Consider the following 23,093-nt stretch of genomic DNA (forward strand, 5'->3'; position numbering starts at 1 on the left):
CCCGGGGGGCGCCCTTCGGGCGTAACACCTCGTAACCCCAACGGCCTGTTTCTTCCTCACGTTCAGTGACGTGGGCGGGGTGCTCCCTCGCTGTAACTGTCTGAGCGGACGGCTATACGAACTGCGCCTCCTCGGGCGGCGTTACGTCCAGCCCCCACAGCAGGCCTCGTCCCTCCGTTGTCGCAAGCCGTGCGACGGCGCGGACCACGGCCAGCAGCAGCGGGCAGCTGTTTCCGTCGGTGCACGTTCCCACTCCGGCGGCTCGGGCGGCCCTGACGGCGGAGAAGGTCGCTTCGACGGGCGGCACGGGATGGCCGTCGAGCGCGTCGGCCAGCAGCCAGGTCTCGTCGGGGTCGAGCCAGCCGTATATGCCCGCGAAGCAGTCGACACCGGCCTGTCTCCAGGCGTTGCCCCGATTCTCCAGCCATTCCAGCAAGGTCCGAAGGTCCTGGTCGTACCTGAGGGCCCCCCGCTGGTCGACGCAGATGTCGAGGGATCCCGGCAGTGTGGCGTTGCCCATGAAGGCGCCGCTGCCGAGGCAGGTCTCCTCGACCGCCGTCCGGAAGAGATCGCACAGGTCCAGCCAGTCGTCGTGGTCCGGCGGCAGCGTGTACTCGTCCGTGTCCGGGTGTGGCACCCGGCCCGGCTTACGTCGGCGCTTCGGGCGTGTTGCGGGTCGGGGAAACAACTCGCTGGGCAATGCGCCGGCGAGGTCGCGCCCGGTCATCAGGCCGAAGGTCATCTCCCTGAGGTAGGGCGTGAACCGCGGGACCGGGGTGGGCCGTGGCCGCCCCTTGTTCCACACCGCTTCCAACCACGGCTCGGCCACTCCTTCGGCGTGCAGCCGTCGCATGGCCGGTACGACTTCTTCGTGGAATCGCCGGTAATCGAAGAGGTATATGCCGGAATCGACGATCATCTTGCCTGCCTGGACTGATGGCTTCGTCGCGTGATGTCGAGGTGGGGGTCGACGGGTGCGGGTGGGATGTGGAGTCCGTCGGTGTTGTAGTCGCCGAAGCGGCGGATCGTCTCGCGCCGGTAGGGGCTGAGGACCGCGAGGTCGGCGGGGTCGACGGTCCGGCCCGCGCGGGCCATGTCCCGCAGGGCCTGGGTCATGTCGACGGCGGTGGAGAAGATCACCGATCCCGCGACCGGGTCGAGGAACTTGACGGCCTTCTCCTGGTGTTCGGGGTCGCGGCTGCCGAGGATGCCGTGGTTGCCGAACGCGAGCCACTTGGTGAAGCCGTTGTATGCCTCGGCCTTGTTGGTGGCCTTCGCGATCTGGTCGCGAAGCGCCGGATCCGAGAGGTAACGCAACAGCGTGATCGTGCGAACCGCGCGCCCCAACTCCCGGTAGGCACGGTAGATGCTGTTCTTGCGCGAGTGGTTGCCCAGCCGTCGCAGCAGCGTCACCGAGGAGACGGTGCCCTCCTTGACGGAGATCGCCACCTGCATGAGATCCCGAAAATGACGCTCGATCAGGCCCCAGTCGACCGCGGTCCTGGGGTCGGTGCTGAACAACGCGTCGATGTGCGTGTACTTCGTCCGTGCGTCCGGGCGATGGAAGGTCAGGTCCTGCCGGTTGCGGATGCGCGGGAGGAGATCGATGCCCAGGACGTGCGCCAGGCCGAAGACAGGGAAACTCTGGCCCTGCGTATCGGCGTGCACCCGATCGGGCTTGACCTGCGAGGTGTTCGCGAGCAGGGAGTCGATCAGATAGACGGCTTCCCAGACCCCGCAAGGTATGAATCTGGAGAAGAGAGCAATATAGGTATCGGACACCAGATGGTAGGCAATGCCCCCGTATCCTCCGTAGCGGATCGACGTCTCGGCGAGGAGATTGTCGATCGCCGTGTCCATCATCGTGCCGTCCACCGCGACCGCGGACCCGTCACCCCACGCGGTGGTGATGTCCAGGTCCATGAAGTTGTCCACGATGTCCGCGCCGGCCCGGCCCAGGTTCGCCGCCGTGGTGTGTCGCTGCGCGATCGCCGCCAACTCGTGCGCCGTCACCGTCCCGCGCAGGTGTCGGGCGGCCTGCGCGGGGCCGAGATTGCAGCCGTAGGTGAAGGCCGTCAAGACGTATCGGGGCAGTGGGTGTTTGAGTTCGGGGTCGCTGCCCGACAACGGTCCGAGCCGGCGCCACCAGCCGCTCCAGTGCGCGGAGCGGGCCAGCGCCTCCAGGATCGAGCGTTCGGGCAGCCGGCGGGAGACCTCCGCCTCCAACGCGATCGCGGAGGCGGTGCGGTCGATGCCCTGGCGCTGCTTGAGCGAGGGAACGCCGGTGAAGGGGTCGATCACCAGGTCGGCGTTGTCCGGGTATCCGGCGTCGACCCGCTCGGCCGCCTCGGTCAGCCGCGCCTTGACCTGTTCGGTGAACGCCTGCGCGTCCGCGGGCAACCCGGCCTCCGCGCAGAACTCGTCCAACAACCGCTCGCAGTCCTCCCACGGCAGCAGCATCTTCGTCCAGTCGCCGTATTCCTGGCCGCCGACCACCGCGATGTCCCCGCAACGCAGTTCCTCGACGAGGTGGCAGAACACCATCGCCTCGAAGTGCCGGCGCACCAACATCCCGGGCCGGTCCTTGGCGTAGACCGTCCGCAACCAGTTCTTCGAGGCGAACGACAGGTCCAACCGCTCGACCTCCCCGGCCGTGCCGGCGTCCTGCGCGGTCAGGGGGATGTCGGAGATGTGATCGCGGGTCAGGTTCCAGTGCGCGACCGCGTGGTCCAGGGCCTTGAGCACTGCGCGATCGGCGGAGGTCGCGGTGAAGGTGAGCTTCGTGGCGAGCTTGAGCATGGTCGGCCGGTCGACCCGGAAGAACCGCTCCACCAACGGCGTGTGGTTCCCGCCCGCGTGGGCGGCGACCGCCTCGATGTCCGCGAGCCGGGCGTCGAACCCGCCGGCCCGTTCGACCACCGCACGGGCCTCGGCCGGCGTGAACGCGTCGTCCAGCGTGCCCGCCCCGCCACCGCCGTCCGGGGAACTCCGCAGCACGTCGAGCACGTCCCGGTAGGACCGGATCAACTGCTCGGTCAGCGACTTGTGCCGCGCCTGGAGCTCCTCCAACTCCTCCTGCGCGCGCTTTTGGTGCCGGGCGACGCGCTTGCAGAGCATCACCACGAGATCGTCCTTGCCCCGCGCCCGGGCCTCCGCGGCCAGGCAGGCGACCATCGCGGTCCGCTTGGGCTCGACGATGTCCAACATCTCGCCCACGGACAACACCCGGGCCTGCGCGGCGAACGCCGCGGCCTTCGCCGGCGCCACCCCGGCCGTCCAGGCGACCGTGTCCCCGAGCCCGTCCAACCACTCCACCCGCTCGGCGAGTTCACGAAACCGCGACCAGGTCGCCTTGTGAGCCGGCGTCTTCAACGCGTCGAACCCGCTGGTGCGCTCACCGGCCGCGACCGTGAGCAACAAGGCCGAACGCGCCCGCGCCTCGCCACTCATCGCCGCGACGATCATCGCGTGCAGGCCGTGGTCGGTCCGGGTGCGGATCGTGCCCGCCATCCGGTCCAACGTGGAGAACCCCGGCAATTCCAACCCCGCCCGGACGATCTCCTCCAACGCGACGTTGACCAGGTCCGCGCCGTGGCTCTTGACCACCGCCGCCCGCTCCATCGCCTCGGCCGCCAACAACCGGCCCTTCTCCGGGTCGAACGCCAACCCCAACCGGGAACGGACCGCCTCCCGATAGCGCTTCGCCGTCCGCGTCGAGTCCAGCCCCGCCACCGTGCCCACCGGGATACCCGCGCACTCCCGAACGTGCTCGACCACCACGGCCGGCACCGTCTCCAGACTCGGGAACCACCCCAAACGGGCACAGGACTTCAACATCACCAACAACGCCAACAAGTGGTGCGGCTGGTTGCGCGTGCGCCCACGCGCCCACACGGCCTCGTCCACCGACGGGGTGTAGAACTCCGCCAGTTCCCGGGTCGAGATCAGCCGCTTGAAACGCGGGTACGCGGTCCGCTCGATCGACGTCAACGCCCACGCCCCCACCACCACAGCGCGGGCCGAACCCCACAGGCCCCGACGGCCCGACGTCACACACGCGGAAGAAACATGATCGTATCGCCGCGCCGACTCTCACACTGCGTGAGGTACACCCGCGATCGTCCGGTGACTCTCCGCCGATGAATGGCCCCTTCCGTACGTATCTCCTCCACCCTCCTACATCAGGGTCGCCGGCGACGCGGTCACCTGGGCCACGAAGAAGCCCGGTGCCCCGACGAACCTGAGCAAGGCCGTGCTCAAGAACATCTACAACTGCACCTCACCCCGGCCACCGGCGTGGTCAACCACACCAACGGGTTCAAGCTCGGCAGCATCGACGGCAAGGCGCCCAACGCCGCCGCGTTCACCGGCAACATCTCCACCTACTACGTGATCGACGCGCTCGACACCGAGAACGACGCCGCCACGGTCGCGTTCATCGATTGGGCCAAGGCCCCCGCCCAGCGCCCCATTTGGCAGCTCTTCGGCTTCGTCCTGTAACCGAAGCGGGTCCGCTTCGTACCTGTGCCTCCCGACGATTCCCGATGATTCCCGACGAGAGAGGCCCATCCCGCATGTTCGGTTCGATCCGCAAACGCACCGTCGGCACGCTGCTCGCAGTCCTCGGTACCGTCATCACTCTCGTGACCGCCCCGGCGAGTTCGGCCCAGGTGTTCTGCAACGGGGGTTCCGGCGCCCTGTACGACGTCACGGCGACGCTCACGAGCGAGTTCACGCTCGTCGATCCGGACGGCAACGAGTGGGCCACGGCGGGGTCGGCGACCGGCCCCGGGTTCTTCGCCTCACCGACCTGCAACGCCACCCACCCGTTGCCGCAGGGGCCGGCGTGCTCCTGAAGGAGCGCAACGGCACGGTCCCGAACTGCTTCGCGTTCGCTCGCAGCGAGAGGGAACCCCGGGTCGGCACCGATCTCACGAACCTCACCTACGTCCGGGGCGCCGGCGACGCCGTCACCTGGGCCACCCGAAAGCCGGGAGCCCCGAAGAACCTGTCCGCCGCCACACTCCGGGACATCTACCGCTGCACCATCACGAGTTGGAGCCAGATCAACCCCGCGTTGTCCGGCACGATCCACAAGCACGCCCTCTGGGCGGGCAGCGGCCTCCGGCAGACCTTCATCGACCGCGTCCTCGGATTCGACCCGACCGCCGCCTCCAACGGATCCTGCGCCGCCACCGTGGTACAGACGGCCGCGCCGGACCGGGGCGACTCGCCGTCGATCACCTCGACCGACGCCATCATCCCCCACAACGCCTCCGCGTACGGGGCGCAGACCAGCCCGGCGCCGGCGTGGTCGACCACACCAACGGGTTCAAGCTCGGCAACATCGACGGCAGCGCGCCCAATGCCACCGGGTTCATCGGCAACCACTCCGTGTACTTCGTGTACGACTCGCTCGACCCAACCGAGAACTGGAGCAGGCCCTATACGCTCACGTTCATCTCCTGGGCCAAAGCCTCCACCCAGCGCCCCATTCGGGCGGCCTTCGGCTTCGCCCTGTGACCCGCCGACCCCGGATCCGCAGGTAACGCTCCCGTCGCCGTCCGCTCGCCTCGTCGGCGGGCGGACGGCGACATCGGGTCCCGGGCCCACGATGATCGTTCCGTCGGCGTGGCGGGGTCGTGGTCGGGGAAATCTCGAAGCACGACGGCACCCGCCGCCCCGGAACCGCGGCACGGGTGGTCGCCGCCCGCCCGTCCGGTACGACCCGCCCGTCCACCGCGGCCGGTGCCGCACCGCGGATCGGAACCCCGCACCCCCGACTCGCCACGGCGGGCGTCGCCTCGGCGGAGACACTCGGGGTGGCTTGGGGTCGCGAACCCCTACATGGGGGCGCCGCCGTGAGGCAGGGCGGAAAGATGGCGCGGCCGAATCCACGCAGGCCCGCGTGCCGCGACGGCACATCCGTTCGCGATCCCGGCGGCGGAGCCGGCCCGGATTCCCCTCGCGGCGGAGGTCGTCCTGTCGGCGGTTGCGCGCGCCGGGACGGATGCGCGGTCCGGGGCCCGCCGGCGGGTGGCCCTTTCGAGCCGGGAGATCATTTCCATCCCGAGCAGTACACGCGACTGTGCGAAGGGCCTTGGGGAACGACATTTACGGTCAGTGCCGGGCCACTCTCCTGCCGGGAGGAGCTTTGCACGCCTGGCAGGGCCTCCGGCTGGGGGAGGTTGATGGCCTCGAAGGACAGCCCGTCGCCCTGTCCGCCTTTCTGCAGAGACGGCACTCGGGCGGAAACAAGGAATGTTCCGACCTCGTCGGTGGGGATGACGAAGGACAGGACGGCAGGGGTTCCTCTGAGGTGGTCGTCGTAGGTCCAGCGTGTGTCGGTGGCGGAGGCTGGGACCGCGATCCGGAGGTGTTCGGCAACCCGGGCCATCGGCACCTCGGCGGACCCGGCGGAGCCGCCCTCACCGAAGGTGCAGGCCGTCGCGGACACGACGATGGCACCGACCAGCACTACGGAGGCGACTCGACTTCCGATCACCGCCATCGATCCGCCGCAGGTCACTCCGTCACCCGACGATCCACCGCCGGCCGCCCCGGGGATCCGATGGCGAAGCGACCGGAGATCGCTTGTACGCCGCGAGTCGGTGGGGCGGAGTCCGTGTGCTCGGGGCTCCACGCTCCACCGCTTTTCTCGGCACCGGATGTGGACGCCGTCGGCGTCGGCGATCCGCCGAACCGGGCGCCTACGACTCCCGGTTGCGATGTCATCGACGCAGTGCCCCGCTCGGTCCCTGGGCAGAATCGTCTCGGCCGCGGTCCACCCGGCCCCGTTGCGAGCGTCACCCGTGCGACCACAGTCATGAGTTCCTCCACACCCGCGGGGTCCTGGAGCCCTTCGCTTTTCCAGGATCTTCCCTGTGGGTTCACATCGTTGCGAGGGCACAGCGGTGGGACGAAAGTAAATAGGCGGCCGATCTTCACGCTCCCTCGGCGGGGTCGGGACTGAGCGGTGGTGCCGCAGTCGCCGTTCCGCTTCGATCCCTGTACAGATGCGCCGAAAGTGAACGGCACGAGGTACTGGGCCCGTACCGGGTCAGCCCTCCGGGATCGCCGCCCGAGGTGGAAAGGGAGGTTCACCACAACCCCCACGACGGCCGCCGGGTGTGGATCCGCTTGCCCGACGGCGAGTCGAAGGAGATCCCCTGAATCCATCGCGACCATGCCCACCACCGTTCGACGAACGCACCTGGCAATACCTGCGCGCCATCACGACCACCACACCGACTCCGACAACCACGAAGCGAACCTCGCGGAAGCCCTCGACCAACTCATGTGCCGTGCCCGCACCGAACAACACCTCCTGGCGCGCGGGACACCCACCCGGATTCCCCCGCCGGCACGTTCCGTGCGAGAAGGGCGGGAGCAGGACCTCTGCGACAGCGTCCCGGGGAAAGGCGAGGAGAGCCTCGACGAACTCGACGACGGCCTCGACGAGTCACCGCCTGCGGGCTCGGACGCCGGCGAAGACGATCCCGACTCCCCGACCCGCCGTACACAGGGTACGGGCTCCACGACGCCCACGAGGAGGCCCTGAAATGGTGAGCCTCGGCGTGCGTTCGGGCGACGGCCCACGTGGCGAGGGTATGGACGCGACGGAAGAGTCCCGGCCTGTCACCACCTGGCGGGGTTGGCAGAACTGCGTGGCCGCACCGCCCTTGGTGCCGCCCGAGCCCGGCGCACCGCCACGCGGCCGGGAGGAACACCCGGCCTACCACTGCGCGTTCGTGACCGTCCGCACCCCGACCATCGACACCCTCGCCACGAACATACGCACACCGACGCTCCCGGGCCCGGGACCGCCGGCAACGGACCACCGCCCGACCGGCGTTGATCGCCGGCGGGCCCGCCGCAGCCGGGAAAACCACCGCACTCCTGCACGTCGGAGGCATCTGCCACCTCGCCGATGCCACCCGACGCGGCGCAGGGGTGGAGGGGTGGGTGCCGGTGGCGTACGTTCCTCGTACCGCCCGGCGCGACGGCGAAGGCCCTGGCCGCCGAATTCGCCCGCTACCTCGACATCCCCGTCACCACCCGGATGACACAGGCCCAGATCACCGAGGCCGTCTGCCACACGTACGACCGGGCCGGCGTCCGCCCGGTCCTCATCGACGAGACCCCGCCGACTCAACCCCCGCACCACCACCGGTGCCGAAACCGCCGACCTGCTGAAAGACCTCACCGAAGGCATCCCGGCGACATTCGCCTACGCGGGCATCGGCGTGGCCGCCACAGCGTTGTGTGCGGGAGGCGACGTCATGCCGTCGAGTACGACTCGGAGTGACGGCCACGGTCCTCGGTACGAATCGACCCGGGTGGCGTGGATCAACGGCGGAGCCCTGCAATGGACCCCGTCGACAAGGCGGTTGGAGTGCCCGGGCCGGGCCCGGCGGCGGGCCGCACTCGCCGCCGGGCACGCGTGTGCATGGAGTCAGGGGGTGAGAATGATCTCGCAGCCGGCGAGGGTTCCGCCGTTGGGGCCGACACCGCCGAGGCCGCATTGGTCCAGGCCCGGACCGCCGTCCAACTTGTCGACGCCGGGGCCGCCCAGGAGGGTGTCGTTGCCCGCCCCACCGTTCAGAGTGTCGGCGCCGGCATCGCCGAACAGCAAGTCCTTGCCGCCCGCGCCGTTGAAGGTGTTGTCGGCGGTGGAACCGGCGAAGCTGTCGTCGTAGGCGCCGCCGTCCACATCCTCGACGTCGAGGTGGACGTCGATGCTCTCGAACCCTTGTTGCCCGTCGTCGATCACGTCGTTCAGGGTGACTGTCACCGGACCGGTGGCGGCCTCGAAGCTGACCAGGTCCCTGCCGGGGCCGCCCGAGATATCGCGCGAGGCGGCGGTGGTGGTACTGACGACGTTGATCCGGTCGTTGCCCAACCCGCCCCGCGCGTGCGCGCTCTCCGACAGGCGGATCGTGTCGTTTCCGGCGTCGCCGAAGACGGTGCAGCCGGATACCCACACCACGTCGTCACCGGTGCCACCGTTGATCCGGCAGTTGTCCACGGACCAGGTCCGGAATTGGATCTCCAACTGATCGTTCTGGTCGCCCGCGTCGAGCGCGAGGTCCGTCCAGTCGTCCGGCAGGTGGCACGTGGCCTTGTGGTCGTTGCGTTTCGTGCAGTTGTCGCCCACTGCCACCACGGCGGCAAGTTCCTCCACAACGAAGAAATCGTCCGTTTCCACGGTGGTGCGGATGTTGTTCTGGACGCCGGGCGACGCCACCACGTGCACCACGTTGTTCTCCAGGTACACCAGGGTGGGGGCCGCCATCGCGTGCGCGGGCCCCGCCGCCGCCACGGCGGTGGTGGTGACCGTGGTGCCTGTCACGACGAGCAGTACCGCCGCGAGATGTGCGAACCAACGCCTCACCGACATGCGCGTATGCCTCCTTCGGGTCGTGACGACACGCACGCGCCCCCACGAGGAACCGGGCGCGCCGTCGCTCGCCGCCGCGCGCACCGTCCGCTCCGAACCAAGCAGCGGTCGACGTCCGACCGAGGAACGGGCCAGGCGAGGCGAGAACGCGGCGGGGCGGGCGGGGCGCCCGCTGGCACCAAGCGTCCTCCCCCGACCCGCCCCTCGACAGGACGCGTTCCGGTCGAAACGTGTCGGTCCGCAGCCGGTGTCCGGTACAGCCGAACCCGCGCTCCCCCGCCGGACAGAGCATGACGTACCGGTTCATGGTCGCCACCGCACGTCCCACCGATCCGTGCCCGTCACCGAACGCTTTCGGGTCGAGACCCACCCGGACACGCACCCAACACCGAGTCGTCACCCACGTCGCCGGCCCGAAATCACACGCCGGACGCCGCAGCCGGCGCCGCCCTTGCGTGACACACCCGCAAGCCGGTGCGGGAATGACCACTGCCGTGCCAAAGCCTGTTCCGGGTTCGAATCACGCAGTCGGTCGGAGGTTGCGGAGCCCGTGGCGGTCGCGGACCTCATCCCGGTCTGCAGCGCCGCCGCCGGTGCCCAACCGGCCCCGTCCGGTGCGACGGTGCCCTCGACGGCCTTGCCCTCGGAGGACTTCACGACGACCTCGGTCGGCTTCCCGGCGGTCACGGTGACCTCGAGCGCGCCTTCGGTGGCCACGCCCGTCGCGCCGTCCTGCGGAGTGACGGCGACCACCGCCTCGGACGTCTTCGGCGCGTCGCCGCCGGAATCCTTGGCCCGGGCGGCGGGCGTGGCGCCGCCGGGCCCCTGCCCCCCGTCGTCCTTCGAGTCGCCGCCGCTGCACGCGCCCGCGCCCGACAGGGCGACACACAACGCCGACGCCGGCAGCACGCGGCGAACGCGCCGCAGGGGAGACCTCCTCGGGCTCTCTCGGGTGGTGTTCGACATGCACTCTCCTCGGTCGTGGTTCCCGAAGACATGACAACCACGACCACCGAACACGTCACAGGCCCCGACATGACATGAGTCACGGATCGAAACCGGAACCGGGAATGCCCGAACGATACTCTCGACAAAAGCGATTCCGCGCCGGGATGGCTCCGCCAGGGGGCATTGTTGCCGGCGGGTACGCCTTCCGATCCCAGCTTCGGTGCGGCAATTCGGTGTCGCCCCGATGTGCTGCCGACGGGCCCTCCACACCACCCGGAGCGGGCGCGGCCGAGCACGGGATGAAGAAACTCCCGGCGTATCACTCGCAGTTCGCCGTCGGGCGCACCCTGAGGATCCCGGGCCGTCACCAGGACACCGGCACCTGGGCGGGCGTGAATCACCGGCTGGCCTGCCGACCACCGGCAAGGCCGTCGCACCGTTGCAGGTGGGCGGCTCCCGCGCGGGGCCGACACGCCGGGGCGGCCTTCGGTCGAAAGGACCCGCCCGGACGAGCCCGGCCTTCCCGGGTCTCGGCGCCCGCCCAGAAGGGCGTTTGTGTCGTTGACGAGCAAGTTTGGGCAGCTTTGGCGCTCACCTGAAGACTCTGCAGATGAGGCTTTCACCCAATGGGCCATGGCTATCCGGGCGCCATGGCCGCCGCGATCCATCCCGTTTCGCTACGAGGAGTCCTGTCCGGTTCGAAGAAACCGCGAATTGTCCATGGCGTGCGGAAGCGATTGCCAGGCGCAGCCGGTCTGTTGCCGGTACGACAACCGTTGAAGATCTCGCACCGAGGATGCACGGTCGGTCGACCTCCCGACTTCGGCAACGGCACGAGAGGCGCGAGGACCTCCCATTCCACATCGCACAGATCCATCCCATACACAGCACGTGGCCCGACCATGACGCGCACCACCCGGAAGGGGCCGGCTACCTTGTCAGCTTCCCTGAACGACTCTTCTCGGACGCCTTCCAGAGACGGCCGCTGACTCCTGCGACCCGTCGCGTTCAGCGCGATCCGACGGCGAATCGGCACACGACGCGCTCGTTTCTACGCGCCAAGCCCGTCGGACTCTGATGTGAACGAGCGGTTCGGCACCACCTGCAGCCGCCGACCGCGACGAGAAGTCAGCAGAGTGCCTGCGCTGAGGACGCCTGCCGTTCCTCGGGCAGAATGGGCCGATGATCGCGCGCTCATGGAAAGTCTGGACGACAGTGGAGCAGGCGGAGCAAGTTGTTCCGTATCTGGAACGTACCGGTGTGGGCCTGGCGAGAGCCACTCCGGGCAATCAGGGGGCGATGCTGCTGCGTCGGCCATCGGACGGCGACACAGTGGAGTTCTGGTTGTTGACCTTCTGGGAGTGTGAGGAGGCAATCCGGGCTTTCGCGGGTGAGGACAACACTCGGGCCGTCCTGTATCCGGAGGATGCGGCGTACTTCGCGCGGGCAGACGAGCAGGTGCACCACTTCGACGTGGTCACCAAGGAATGAGCTGGAGCAACCGGAATCACCCGTCGCCCGCTGCTCGCTGCGGGCTTTGGCCTGGGCGAGATCGTAGGCGTCGACACCCGTCCGGATGATGTTGCCGCCGAAAATGAGGCAGCGCCGCATGACCGCGCAGGCCCGGAACCAATCCACTGTGATCTCCCGCGCTACCCGCCGGCCTCAGATACCAACACCCTGGGGCCGTAGCGGCTCGCCTCGCCAGAAACCCGGGTACCTGATGCTCATGTCGCTGAGAGACTCCGTGTTCTCCGAACATGCCGGACGAAGTCTTTCTATGCCGCGCGAGTTTGAATTCATCGTACTGGCGGAGGAGTTCCAGGATGTGCGATAGCCGAATCCCGAGTAGAGGCGTCGGCGTTTGCAGAACCCCTCCAGGCTCCAGGATCAGGGCGTAACCAGGACGCATCCCAATGTGCGAGGGGTCCGTGCAGCCGGACGCCCGTGCCGCACAACGCAGGGAACACGCAATTATGCGCTGCGAGAAGGGCATCCACTCGGGCGAACACCCTCTCGACACCACCGCATAACCCACCAACTCAGCGAACGTTTCCGGTCACAGCACTATCCGCCGGGTACTGGTTCGACGTCAGCAGACGCGAAGGCCGGGAACACGTGCGTAGGTCCATCCACCGGATATACGGTTGGCTGGGAACCATCCCCATCCATTGCGATACCACTTGGTGTCACCTTGGGTCCAGAGCCACCAATTATACTTTGCGGATCCGGTCCACGGGTTCTCAATGCCTGGGAACTGCGATTTGCACACGAACCAACTTGTCCCGCTTTCAGGATCCCGGTCGCGGCACTACCGTACCGCCAATCGTAGACCGAGCTCTTCGGATAGGCGTAGCAGTACGTGGTGCTCTGCCGGTTCCCATTTTCGTCTACAACCGACGGGCCAACGCCAGAGCACCCGCCAGCGGCTGAGGCGCATGGTGGCACTTCGAGTTGCGACAGCAGTGCCCGAACCGAGCCGCGCCCTCGCCCCGTGCCGTCCGCGACCGGCCCGGGTGCGGCACCTTCTTGAACGTCGGGGTCAACCTCACCGACGGACGCATGGGGACGTGTGCACCCGGCCGGGTCCACGCATGCGCTATTCGACAAAGAATGCGCACCCTGCTTCGGGGTCTGCCCCGCACGTTCGCCGAGGACTCCGCCCGCAACCCCACCGCTCCCGATCTGAAGCGTCCGGGGCAGGTGTGGGACGGTCCCCGGCGAATCGCCGGTACGGCGCCGTCGATGGTCACACGACCAGGCCGATGGCGAGGTGCCTCCGGGCCTTGCCGGGCACGACGACGCACGAGCGAGCGCTCCGCGCGCAGTGGCCGCTCGCGGTCGGCGACCACCCGCTCTCGATGCCGAGAGCCGCGTCCGTCCGCCCCACCCGACCGTACAAACGCGCCGGATTCGAGTGTGCAACCACGTGTCGGAATGCTCCGGCCGGTATCCGCGGCAAGTACGCGATCAGCGGCTGTTTGTGCAGGTGGAACGCTTGCGATCGTATCCCTGACGGTACCTCCCGCCGGGTGGACTCCAGCCTCGCCAAAGCGACCCAGGACCACCTTTGTCTGCAACCCAGACCACAGACCGACCCCGGTGGCGGACCGGGAGCCTAAAGTTGCCGCCCATGTCCTCCACACCGGGTTTCGCCTACGCATTCGCCGATCCGTCCTTGTTCCCCTCGCTGTACGCACGGATGCCCAACGAGATACATGATGCCCTGCGGCTGTACAGACTTCCGGACACCGAACCGGTGGTGGACTGGTTGTGCGCACAGGTGCGCGAGGACCGCGAACTGGCCCTGGCACTCGCCGAGTCTGCACTGGCCGTACGCTCGGACGCCGTCGGGATGCGGATCATCCGTGTGCTGACGGGCTTGGACGATCCGACCATCGCCGTGACGCTCTACCGCAACACGACGAGGCAGCCCCGACCCTTCCGCGACACCGGATACTCGGCCCGCGACACCGTCCTGTCCGCGGTCTTCTCCGCCGTGCGGCACCCTTCGGATCCGGCATGGCACGCGGCGGACGGACTGGTCTCCATGCTCCTTCAGGAATCCCCCCGGGACCCGCTCGACTTCCTTCCGCTCCTGACCGCGCCGTTCGCCCGCCTTGCCGCCGTCGCACACGAACATCTGGGCCCCGCCTTCACCGCGTCCGACGACGCACCCGCCAGTCCCGCACCGGCCTCCGCGTCGATCCCGACGCCGACCGCGGCCGAACTGCTCCTGGCGCTGCGCACCGGCGACAGCGGCGCCTCGGCCGCGCAGGTCGACTGGTCCGCGATCACCGCGGCACACCGGCGCCACCCGCTGCCTGCGCATGCCCTGGCGACGCTCGCGCAACACCGGGACTGCCCCGCGGAGTTGCTGACGGACCACTACCGCGCCGACCCCCGCTCGCTCCCCGACACGAGCCCGTTGCCCTTGGATGCGCTGGACATTCGACATCCGCAGCGGTACGGCGCCGACCTGCGGTCGCAGACCATCCGACGCGGACTGCGGCGGGGATGGTTCCCCATCGAGCGCCTCCTGCACGAGACGGGGCCCGCCCTGGAGGTGCTGACCGCAATCGGCTGCGAGGACGTTCCGGAACCGCACATCGTCGCCGCACTGGCCGAGTTGGTCACGCCGCTCGGCGCCGATCCCGCCGCATGGATCCACCTGTACACACGGCTGCCCCGCTTCCGCGGCCCCTGCACCGCCCTGGTCGCCGACGCCGTCGGCCGTGTGCGCACCGATCCCCCGCCGGCCTGGCCGCGCCAAACCCGGGCGGAAATCCCCGGACGCCCGCCCGAGGGGGCACGCGCCGCCTTGACCGTTCTCCTGTCCGCGGCCGGCGAGGACGCGACGATTCCCCTCGTCCCGCACCTGGACCCGCGAGCGGTCCAGGACCTGTTGCGGTACGCGCGGCTCGGCACGAAGGCTCGGGACGCCCTCCTCGCGGCGCACGAGGACGCTGCGGTGTGGTGGGCGGCCGCCGCACCCACCGGGGCCGATCGCGACCTCTTGCTGGACCTCGACGAGCCCGAGATCAACGCCCTGCTGTTCCAATACGGCAGCCTGCCCGCCGCCGAGCGCAGGCGCATCCTCGCCGGCCGCCCGCGCTCCGCCGACCGGCACAACGAGATCCCCGTGGCCGACCGATTGGTGGACACCGTTCTCTCCGGCTACGAACTCGTCGATGTGCGCGAGCGGTTGCTCGACTGCGTGTACTCCGGCGACGCCACGCTGGTGCGCATCCTGCTCGGACGGGCCAAGGTATACACCGAAGTCGCACGCCTGCGACTGCTGGCCAGACTGTGGGAGCGGCAGGGCCCCACAGCCGTGGAAGCCCTCCTGGACGAGACCGACTTCCCGCGGCGGCGCAGCGCGAAGCACCCGTTGCCCCCGCAGACGCTCGACACGGCCCGCGAGGCGCTCGCAAGACCTGACGGACTCGCCTACCTCCAGGACAAGTTGGCGGACGCCCTGACCCCCGAAGCCGTTGCCGGCTACCTCATCGGAAAGGGCGGTGCGGCAGTGGGCGACCGCATCGAACGTGTCACGGAGGAGATCGGCCCGATCCCCTGGGCCGCCGTCGCGCGCCGGCACACGGACAAACCGCTGGACCCCGCCGCGCTGGAGGCGCTGGCCGAGCACGACGACTGCCCCACGGAACTGCTGCGCGCCCTGATCCACCGGTCGATCGACGACCTGCCCTGGCGCCTGCGCGGAACCCTTCGCGACCGCCTCGACGCTGCGGAACTGGCGGCCGAGGCCCGTCCGGCAAGAGCCGCGCTGCCCCTCGTGCCCGCCGAAGACGTCCGGCCGCTGATCACTGCTCCGCTCGGTGACTCCGTGGAATCGTGGGCTGTCGCGGCACGCCTTCTCCCCGACTTCCCCGGCTCTCTCACCGAACTCGTCCATACGGCGGCCGCGATCACCGCTTCGCCGGGCATCAACGAACGCCCCGCCACGGCGGCCGACGCGCTCCCCACCCCGAACAGGTCTCCCACCACCGCGCGGCACACCGCCTTCACGCCGTCGCCCGCCGGCTCGACCCGCCCCGGCGCGAGCGCCAAGACGTCGATTCCGAGGTGATCACGCGAGGTCGGACGAACTCGCTGACCAGCGCCCGGCCGACGAGGACCGCCGGCGGGGTTGCCGACTCCTGGACCTGGATGCGGAACGTATGCGCCACCAGCCGATTCCGTCGCCGACTCCACGAAGCCGAAGGGCATGGACATACCGTGTTCTCCCATGTCGCAGGCGTTCGACGGGCAACACGCCGTGGGACGAAACGGACACGAGTCGAGGGATCATTTCTTCGACGGCGCTCTGGGCCGGCATTCGCGACGAGCCTGCGACGAGTGCCTCCGACTTCTTACGAAGCCGGAGGCCGGCTCATCGCCTATGCCGGCCCGGGCCTCGATCCGGCTTTGTGGTCAGCGGGTCCGCATTCCACCGAGTCGGCCGCATAGGTTGCACTTCGCCGTCGGGAAGTGGCGGGCACGGTCTTCAGTGCGCACGCCATGTGAACGTTCCCACGTCGAAACGGAGTTCGTGGGCCGAATGTCGCTGTGATCCATAAAGAGTCCCGAATGTCGACGCCAGCGGTTGCGCTTCCCAGACGCCGAGGAACCGATTCACCCGAGACTCTCGGCAAGGACGAAGCCCCGACGCCGACCGCCGGGTGGATCGTGGCCGGACTGCGACCGCTCGGTCACTTGGCGGTCGGTACCCAGAAGGGCACACGCGAAGGAGGCGGCGGAGGAGGCGGCGGCGGCATCCTCGGGGGGCGGGCGGGGGCGGGAATGGCCATCACCGCAGGCGCGGGCGCGGAGGAAGGGGGTGCCTGAGCAGGCTTCGGCACCACTTTCTTCTTGGCGGGCTGAGTCTGAGCCTGTTTCTTCTTGGCGGGCTGAGTCTGAGCCTGTTTCTTCTTGGCGGGCTGAGTCTGAGCGTGCCGAGGTGGCTGGACGGTACGGGGACCGCCCAATCGACCGATATGTTCCGGGCAGATGGGGACACCCGGGACGGGCTTCCCACTCACGCCGGCTGTGACGAACGTGGCCGGGAACCATCCCCAACCACCATTGGCATAGGACTTGTCGGCCAGGGTGCGCAGCCAATAGTTGTTCGTGTGCTCGCCGACCCTCGGGTTCGGTATGGTCGATTCCGCCTGACAGACGAACCAGTTGCGCCCCTTGTTCAGATAGCCGGTCGCGGCGAGTCGACCGGAGGCGCCGTGAGCTTCCATCACCTCGCCGCCCTGATAGGTGACGCAGTACGACGCCAGCTTGGGCACACCCGCCCCGGAATCCTTCACCGATTCCTGATCGGAACAACTGGGAGCGGCGCCGGCAGGTGCGGAGAATTGAATCCCCGCTCCCAAACCCCCTAAGGCCACCGTGAAGGCGACCAGAGCTCTACGAGTTCGCATCTCGTGTCTCTCCGTTGATGACGTACACACCATCTGTGCGTACGCACCGGATGAAACCGTAAATCAGAGGGCACCAATTGGAGAATGGCGACAGCTCCATCGTTCGGACACGACATGTGTCCGAATGGTGTCGCACCGTGAACCCGCACGCCGACGACGCGATCCGGAGTCGCGCGCACGGAATGAATCCACCGAACCCCGGGGGGATAGGTGTGATACGCAATCATTTCGGCGCGGTCGACCGCGTCCAACCACGCAGCCTCTCGTGGTGAACTCCGAGTTCGATCGCCATGGACGCAATCGAGCGACTCGGACCGACGCCCGCCTGTGCCGATCCAAAACCGGCCCGAGCACCACTCGACACCGGACTTCGACCAACGCGCAACAACCACGAGCATCCTGGCCGCATTGTCGGAACAGGTGCCCAACCGCACCCCGCCGGGGGATTCTTCGTCCCCGGCGAGGGCGACGATCGGATCGCGCGGCCGATGCGAGGGAGAGCCACCGACTCCGGCACGCACCGGAGGCCACCCGGCCGCCGGTGCGTGCATCACGTCGACCGGTGGTCGATCCCCCTCGCACTCCCCGCCCCGCCCGGTGGCCTACCCCGGCGGGCCCGGCTCGGGCCGGGAATTGACCCTGACCGGCTCGACACCCTCGGCGCTGTGGCGGGCGGCCCAGTTCTCCAGGGATGTCCGGCACGCGTGGTCGAGGTGACGCAGGCCGGACATGTGCACTTCGATGGGCCGGTTCTGCGGCAGGGCCTCCAGCGCGTCGAGGATCTTCGGCAGGCGCAGGAACGTGGCGTTGCCGCTCAGGTGGGCCTGGATGGGACCGGCGCCCTTGTCTATCACGTCCACACGCACGTGCGAGGTGTCCCAGGCCGTCTTGACCACGGCCAGGGCCAGCCCGATGAGAACGCCCTCGAACATGCTCACCGTGACGATCGCGACGGCGGTGACGACCAGGATCAGGGCCTCGCCGCGGTGTCCACGCCACAGTTGCCTCAACGCCGCGACGGGGATGAGCTTGCAGCCCGCGTGTACCAGGACACCCGCGAGCGCCGCGAGCGGGATGACGCCGAGGGCCGCGGGCAGCAGCGCCGCGAACAGGAGCAGCCACACGCCGTGCAGCACGCGCGACGCCTTGGTCCGTGCGCCGGCCTGGACATTGGCGGCGCTACGGACGATGACCGCGGTCATCGGCAGCGCGCCGAGTACACCGCACAGGGTGTTCCCCGCGCCCTGTGCCATCAACTCCTTGTCGTAGTCGGTGCGTTGTCCGTCGTGCAGTCGGTCCACCGCGGCCGCGCTGAAGAGGCTTTCCGCCGAGGCGATGAGGGTGAACGCGAGGACGGTGCCGATGAGACCGAGGCCCGCGAGCTGTCCGAAGTCGCCGACGTCCGGCGGCTGGATGGCCCCCTGCAGGCCCTGCACCTCGATCTTCGCGACGGGCAGTCGGAAGAGCATCGAGGCGGAGGTCGCCAGGGCGACAGCGGCAAGCGGAGCCGGGACGACCCTTGCGGGAGCGGGAAGTTTCTTCCACAGGACGAGCACCGCGATCGTGCCCGCCCCCAGCACGGAAGCGGCCTGCGCGCTGCCGGAACGCGCCATGTCGAAGAACATGTCGGGCAGCCCGGCGATCTTCGCCGGTCCTCCGGAGGGGGCTTTCGTGTCGGCCATGGAGTAGAGCTGGCCGGCGATCAGGACCAGCCCGATCCCGGCGAGCATGCCTTCGACGACAGCAACGGAGATCGCCCTGAACCATCGGCCCAGGCGCAGGGCGCCCATGAGCAGTTGGAGCAGACCGGCGGTGAGGACGATCACGCCGAGGAGAGGCAGGCCGTACTCGTGTACGGCCTCGTAGACGAGAACGGTGAGCCCGGCGGCCGGGCCGGACACCTGGAGGCTGCTGCCCGGCAACAGACCGGTGAGCAGGCCGCCGACGATGCCGGTGACCAGTCCGAGTTCGGCCGGGACTCCGGATGCGACGGCGACGCCCACGCACAGGGGCAGCGCGACGAGGAAGACGACGAGGGAGGCGGTGAAGTCGCGTCGCAGATCGGCGGATTCCACGTTCTTGCGGCCGCGGAGCAGGGTCGGCCATCGCCGTTCGGGCGCGCTCACAGGGCGAGGAAGGCGTCGGCGTGTGCGCTGTGGGCGAGCACGGAACCGGTGTGGATCTCGTAGAACCAGCCGTGCAGGCGCAGTCGCCCATCCGCCAGTCGGCGGGCGACGCACGGGTAGGCGCGCAGCCGGTCGAGCTGGTCCAGGACGTGGGACTGCACCGCCTCGGCGACATCGAGGGGTCCGGAGTCGATGCCGTCCGGCAGCGGTGCCGCCTGCCGGAGCCAGTCCCGGACGGCGGGCAGCGCCGTCAGGTCCTCGCTCCGCGCCATCGCGCCGACCGCGCCGCAATGCGAGTGGCCGCACACGATGATGTCGGCGACCTCGAGCACCTCGACCGCGTACTCGATGGTGGCCGACTCTCCGGCCGGATGCGGCTGGTCGTGGCGGGGGACGATGTTGCCGGCGGTGCGCAGTTCGAAGAGTTCCCCGGGGCGGGCCCCGGTGATCATGGAGGGAATGACCCGGGAGTCCGAGCAGGTGACGAACAGGGCGTGCGGCGACTGCCCTTCGGCGAGCCGGCTTAATTCCTCGGGCTGCTGGGCCGCCTGTCGCGGGAATGCGCGGGCGTGGTCGACGAGATGCTTCATGTGAGGGTGCCTCCTGAGCGCCCTGTGGGCGCGTCGGTGTGACGGATGCGTCGGGGAGCGACGCAGGTCGTGACAGGCGTGAGGGAGTGTCGCCGCCGGCGAGGATCCTGTAGTGGAGGCGCAGCGGCAGGCGGATGGGCGAGACCGTGTGTGGGTCGAGCGGATGCCCAGGCTGGCAGGGGCCCAGGGTGTGGGCGAGCGCGCCTCGATTCAGCGGTCGAACGCCTTGAGAACGCCGGACGTTCTCTCCTTCGGCGATCTGTGCCCGGCAAGTCGGCGGGCTTCGGAAGCCACCGGGGCCGGCGTGGCGGGTCCTGCGGCCGCGGGCGCGGCGGGTTCAGCCGTTGGACAGGACAGGCTCCGAGAACTCGGGTGGTTGCGGTTCCGGAAGTGCCCGGCCATGGTTGTGGGCTGCGGGAGGTGGCCGCACGCCGGGACGGTTCGGGGCCGCGCGGCGACGGGTGCGGCCACTCTCGCGCCCGATCCGCAGGCTCCGTGGGCGCGCACCCGGTGCGCCGGCTTCACTGTGGTGGGCACGGCCCTGGGCATCTGGACCATTCTGGCTCGGGTCACTACTCGGCTCCTCGTGCAGAGTCGGGCCGGACTCGGGTCGGACGGTGAGAATGCTGTGGTCGATTCGACCCTGCGGTCTCCACGGCTACGAGCATATTAGTGACTCATAGCAAACGGTTCGTTAACGATGGGTGGCCTGCGGGGATTCGGCGGTCACGCAAGGTGGTTGAGGGCGTCGCGTCCGCTGCCGAGTCGCCTCGGTGCCGAACGCGCCGCTCGCGCGCAACGGCGTGTCCTCCCATCTCACACGAGTCCCCTGCCGATCGTCGTGGCGCCGCGGGTGCCGGGCGTGGACGGCTTCGCCCTCTGTCGCGACGCGCACGGCACGCTGCCCGTGTACGGCGACACACGCCTCTCGGTCGCCCTGTGGGCGCCGCGGCATGCTCGACCGGCGCGACGCCTCCGAACCGCCCGGCCGGCTCCGGAAGGACGGGCGGCGCGGGCCGGGTGTATCGACGGCGTGCGCGGGGAGTCGGTCCCCCCGGGGGCCGCGGACGAGGTCAGGTCGTCACCGGGAGGGATCATGCGGGTCGTCGCCTGGCGTGTGCACAAAGATCGAAATGACAGAGCCGGCACCGATGAGTTCGACGTTCCCACGCAGTCGAACCATAGGAACCGTCCATCACTCTTCCGAAGGAACATGATGACGAAAATCACCGCCGGCCTGTTCATCTCGCTCGACGGGGTCGTGGAGTCACCCGAGAAGTGGCACTTCCCGTACTACGACGAGGAGATGGCGGCCGCCATCGACAGTTCGGCCGACATCATGCTGTTCGGCCGCAAGACCTACGACGCCTTCGCGGGCGCATGGCCGGAGCGCGAGGCGGCCGGCGGCGCGGACGCGGGTCTCGCACGCATGTTCGGCGATGCTCGCAAGATCGTGGTGTCCAAGCAGAAGCTCGACTTCACCTGGCGCAACTCCGAGCAACTCGACGGCGAATTCGTCGACGCCGTCACCGCCCTGCGCAAGGAAGCGGGCGGGGACATCTCCATGAGCGGCTCGGTCTCGATCGTCCGCCAACTCCTGGACGCCCACCTGCTCGACGAACTGCACCTGTTCGTACACCCGATCGCCCTGCGCTCGGGCATGCGCCTGTTCGACGAGGCCGACACCCCGATCCCGCTGCGACTGCTCTCGTCCCGCGCGTTCGCGACCGGCGTGCTCCACCTCATCTACGCCCGAGCCGAATCAGGCGGCCAGGCCACCTACGAGGACGCCAAGACCCACCTGCCCCAGCCCGCCGAGTAACGCGCGAACCGTACTCCCGACACCGGCCGCGACGGTGGCGTCGCCGACGACGGAACACCGCGACGCGTCTACGGCCGCGATCGGGAAGCGGGCGCGAGACCACAGGCCTCGACGATGCAACCGCGAGCGGGTGGCCGGACCGGAGTCCGAACACTCGCTCCGGTGACATGTTGCACGGACCCGGCAGGCGAAAGTCGACGGGAACGATTCCGATCGCGACAAGGCGCGATCGGAATCGTTCTCCCCGTCGGGTGCGAGCATCTCACCGGCGGCCAATCGCATCACGCCCACGAGGCCTGGGTTGTCGCGATCCGCCGTCGTGCCGGAGGGACGTCGCGGTCACCGTCGAACAGCCGCCGCCCATCCGAACCTCGCGCCGGAGGGCTCGCCGATCGCCATCGGACGCCACCCGCCGAACCGCCGTGACGTACCGCGACACCGGCCGACGGCTCCTGTATCGACCGGACATCCGGTGGCCGGGAGAGCGGTCCGGCGGGGCCGACCAGCGCGCCTCCCTCCGGATTCCGCCCGCTCGACCCGCACCGGGTTGCCCGACCGGCGTACTCGGTGACGCCCTGTCGCAGACAAACCACCGCTGCCGGGTCCGACCATCCGGCGCGAGCGGGGCAGGCCACAACGTCTCGGCCGAGGTGCTCGGTGCGACGGCCCGTGCCGTGCGGCCGCGACAGCGGGTGGTCAGTCGGCCGGGGTTTGGGTGGGGCTTGGGGGAAGGGTGAAGGAGTGGTGTTCGTGGGTGACGGTCCAACGGTCGGCTGCCTTGGTGAGGCCGAGGGTCAGGCGTAGGCGGCGGTCCGGGTGGCGTGCGAAGTCGGTGGGGTCGCCGCAGCGGAGCAGGGCGATCGCGAAGGCGACGTCCGTGCTGGCGGTGATCTCCAGCGACTCGATCTCGAAGACGGCGCCGGACGCCTGCCACTCGAAGAAGCCGGGCCAGGTTTCGGCGTAGTCCTCGATGCCGCGCACGCCCTGCTCGGGGGGCGGGACGTCGAACATGACGATGTCCGCCGCGTGGTCGGCCAACACGGTGGGCAGGTCGCCGTCGTGTACGGCACCGGCCCAGCGTTCGATGAGATCGCGGATCAGCTGTTCGTCGGTCATGGGTGGACTCCTTTTTGGCGGCACTGTGTACGGGTATGACTCGCGGGGTGGTGGAAACTCATCGCGGCGACGCGAGGCCGGTACCCGGCGGTGAGGCGCCGGGCACCCCCGCAGACCCATCGACTGTCGCGACGACATCCGTGGGCGGGCATCGACGGG

At 69.2% G+C, this 23,093-nt stretch carries 17 protein-coding genes; 7 read left to right on the forward strand and 10 right to left on the reverse strand.

Annotation, left to right across the window (positions count from 1 at the left end):
* Positions 1 to 112 precede the first annotated feature (112 nt).
* Together ACWCPW_RS48185 and ACWCPW_RS48190 are read right to left on the reverse strand one after the other, a co-directional pair.
* On the reverse strand, positions 113 to 853 hold the full coding sequence (locus ACWCPW_RS48185) for a hypothetical protein (RefSeq protein ID WP_449767999.1): 741 nt from the start codon (positions 851 to 853) through the stop codon (positions 113 to 115).
* A gap of 62 nt (positions 854 to 915) precedes the next feature.
* Entirely contained in the window at positions 916 to 4,053 is a 3,138-nt protein-coding gene (locus ACWCPW_RS48190; protein WP_449768000.1) for a Tn3 family transposase, read from the reverse strand.
* Between the two features lie 243 nt (positions 4,054 to 4,296).
* Here ACWCPW_RS48190 and ACWCPW_RS48195 point away from each other — a divergent pair, with 243 nt between their 5' ends.
* Together ACWCPW_RS48195 and ACWCPW_RS48200 are read left to right on the forward strand one after the other, a co-directional pair.
* Positions 4,297 to 4,500: a hypothetical protein gene (locus ACWCPW_RS48195; protein ID WP_449768001.1), complete on the forward strand. Its 204-nt coding sequence runs from the start codon at positions 4,297 to 4,299 to the stop codon at positions 4,498 to 4,500.
* 74 nt (positions 4,501 to 4,574) lie between these two features.
* Positions 4,575 to 4,856, forward strand: coding sequence for a hypothetical protein (locus ACWCPW_RS48200; RefSeq protein WP_449768002.1), 282 nt, complete (start codon positions 4,575 to 4,577; stop codon positions 4,854 to 4,856).
* 178 nt (positions 4,857 to 5,034) lie between these two features.
* On the opposite strand, the gene ACWCPW_RS48205 is transcribed toward ACWCPW_RS48200, so the two are convergent.
* Positions 5,035 to 5,322, reverse strand: coding sequence for a hypothetical protein (locus ACWCPW_RS48205; protein ID WP_449768003.1), 288 nt, complete (start codon positions 5,320 to 5,322; stop codon positions 5,035 to 5,037).
* Here ACWCPW_RS48205 and ACWCPW_RS48210 point away from each other — a divergent pair.
* Complete coding sequence (locus ACWCPW_RS48210; protein ID WP_449768004.1) at positions 5,311 to 5,523, forward strand: hypothetical protein; 213 nt, start codon at positions 5,311 to 5,313, stop codon at positions 5,521 to 5,523. The two genes, ACWCPW_RS48205 and ACWCPW_RS48210, sit on opposite strands and share 12 nt — an antisense overlap.
* A gap of 535 nt (positions 5,524 to 6,058) precedes the next feature.
* On the opposite strand, the gene ACWCPW_RS48215 is transcribed toward ACWCPW_RS48210, so the two are convergent.
* Positions 6,059 to 6,511 carry a hypothetical protein gene (locus tag ACWCPW_RS48215; protein WP_449768005.1) on the reverse strand — a complete coding sequence of 151 codons (453 nt, stop codon included), beginning with the start codon at positions 6,509 to 6,511 and terminating at the stop codon, positions 6,059 to 6,061.
* 675 nt (positions 6,512 to 7,186) lie between these two features.
* On the opposite strand from ACWCPW_RS48215, the gene ACWCPW_RS48220 reads away from it, so the two are divergent.
* Entirely contained in the window at positions 7,187 to 7,561 is a 375-nt protein-coding gene (locus ACWCPW_RS48220) for a hypothetical protein (RefSeq protein WP_449768006.1), read from the forward strand.
* 894 nt (positions 7,562 to 8,455) lie between these two features.
* Here the strand turns inward: ACWCPW_RS48220 and ACWCPW_RS48225 are convergent.
* Entirely contained in the window at positions 8,456 to 9,400 is a 945-nt protein-coding gene (locus ACWCPW_RS48225; protein ID WP_449768007.1) for a calcium-binding protein, read from the reverse strand.
* Between the two features lie 396 nt (positions 9,401 to 9,796).
* A complete protein-coding gene (locus tag ACWCPW_RS48230) occupies positions 9,797 to 10,366 on the reverse strand; it encodes an Ig-like domain-containing protein (protein WP_449768008.1) in 570 nt (189 codons plus the stop codon).
* A 1,164-nt stretch (positions 10,367 to 11,530) separates the two neighbouring features.
* On the opposite strand from ACWCPW_RS48230, the gene ACWCPW_RS48235 reads away from it, so the two are divergent.
* The gene (locus ACWCPW_RS48235) at positions 11,531 to 11,839 is read left to right on the forward strand and encodes an antibiotic biosynthesis monooxygenase (RefSeq protein ID WP_449768009.1); all 309 of its coding nucleotides are present in this window, start codon (positions 11,531 to 11,533) and stop codon (positions 11,837 to 11,839) included.
* A gap of 1,642 nt (positions 11,840 to 13,481) precedes the next feature.
* On the forward strand, positions 13,482 to 15,938 hold the full coding sequence (locus tag ACWCPW_RS48240; RefSeq protein WP_449768010.1) for a hypothetical protein: 2,457 nt from the start codon (positions 13,482 to 13,484) through the stop codon (positions 15,936 to 15,938).
* A 622-nt stretch (positions 15,939 to 16,560) separates the two neighbouring features.
* Here the strand turns inward: ACWCPW_RS48240 and ACWCPW_RS48245 are convergent.
* From ACWCPW_RS48245 to ACWCPW_RS48255, 3 genes are all read right to left on the reverse strand, one after another.
* Positions 16,561 to 17,145, reverse strand: coding sequence for a hypothetical protein (locus tag ACWCPW_RS48245; protein WP_449768011.1), 585 nt, complete (start codon positions 17,143 to 17,145; stop codon positions 16,561 to 16,563).
* Between the two features lie 737 nt (positions 17,146 to 17,882).
* Positions 17,883 to 19,355 carry a SulP family inorganic anion transporter gene (locus tag ACWCPW_RS48250; protein ID WP_449768021.1) on the reverse strand — a complete coding sequence of 491 codons (1,473 nt, stop codon included), beginning with the start codon at positions 19,353 to 19,355 and terminating at the stop codon, positions 17,883 to 17,885.
* Positions 19,356 to 19,402: 47 nt separating this feature from the next.
* Entirely contained in the window at positions 19,403 to 19,996 is a 594-nt protein-coding gene (locus ACWCPW_RS48255) for a carbonic anhydrase (RefSeq protein WP_449768012.1), read from the reverse strand.
* A 1,216-nt stretch (positions 19,997 to 21,212) separates the two neighbouring features.
* Here ACWCPW_RS48255 and ACWCPW_RS48260 point away from each other — a divergent pair.
* Entirely contained in the window at positions 21,213 to 21,818 is a 606-nt protein-coding gene (locus ACWCPW_RS48260) for a dihydrofolate reductase family protein (RefSeq protein ID WP_449768013.1), read from the forward strand.
* 696 nt (positions 21,819 to 22,514) lie between these two features.
* On the opposite strand, the gene ACWCPW_RS48265 is transcribed toward ACWCPW_RS48260, so the two are convergent.
* Positions 22,515 to 22,934 (reverse strand): YybH family protein, encoded by a 420-nt coding sequence (locus ACWCPW_RS48265; protein ID WP_449768014.1) that lies wholly within the window; start codon positions 22,932 to 22,934, stop codon positions 22,515 to 22,517.
* Positions 22,935 to 23,093: the final 159 nt, after the last annotated feature.

The organism is Embleya sp. NPDC001921 (assembly GCF_053594475.1).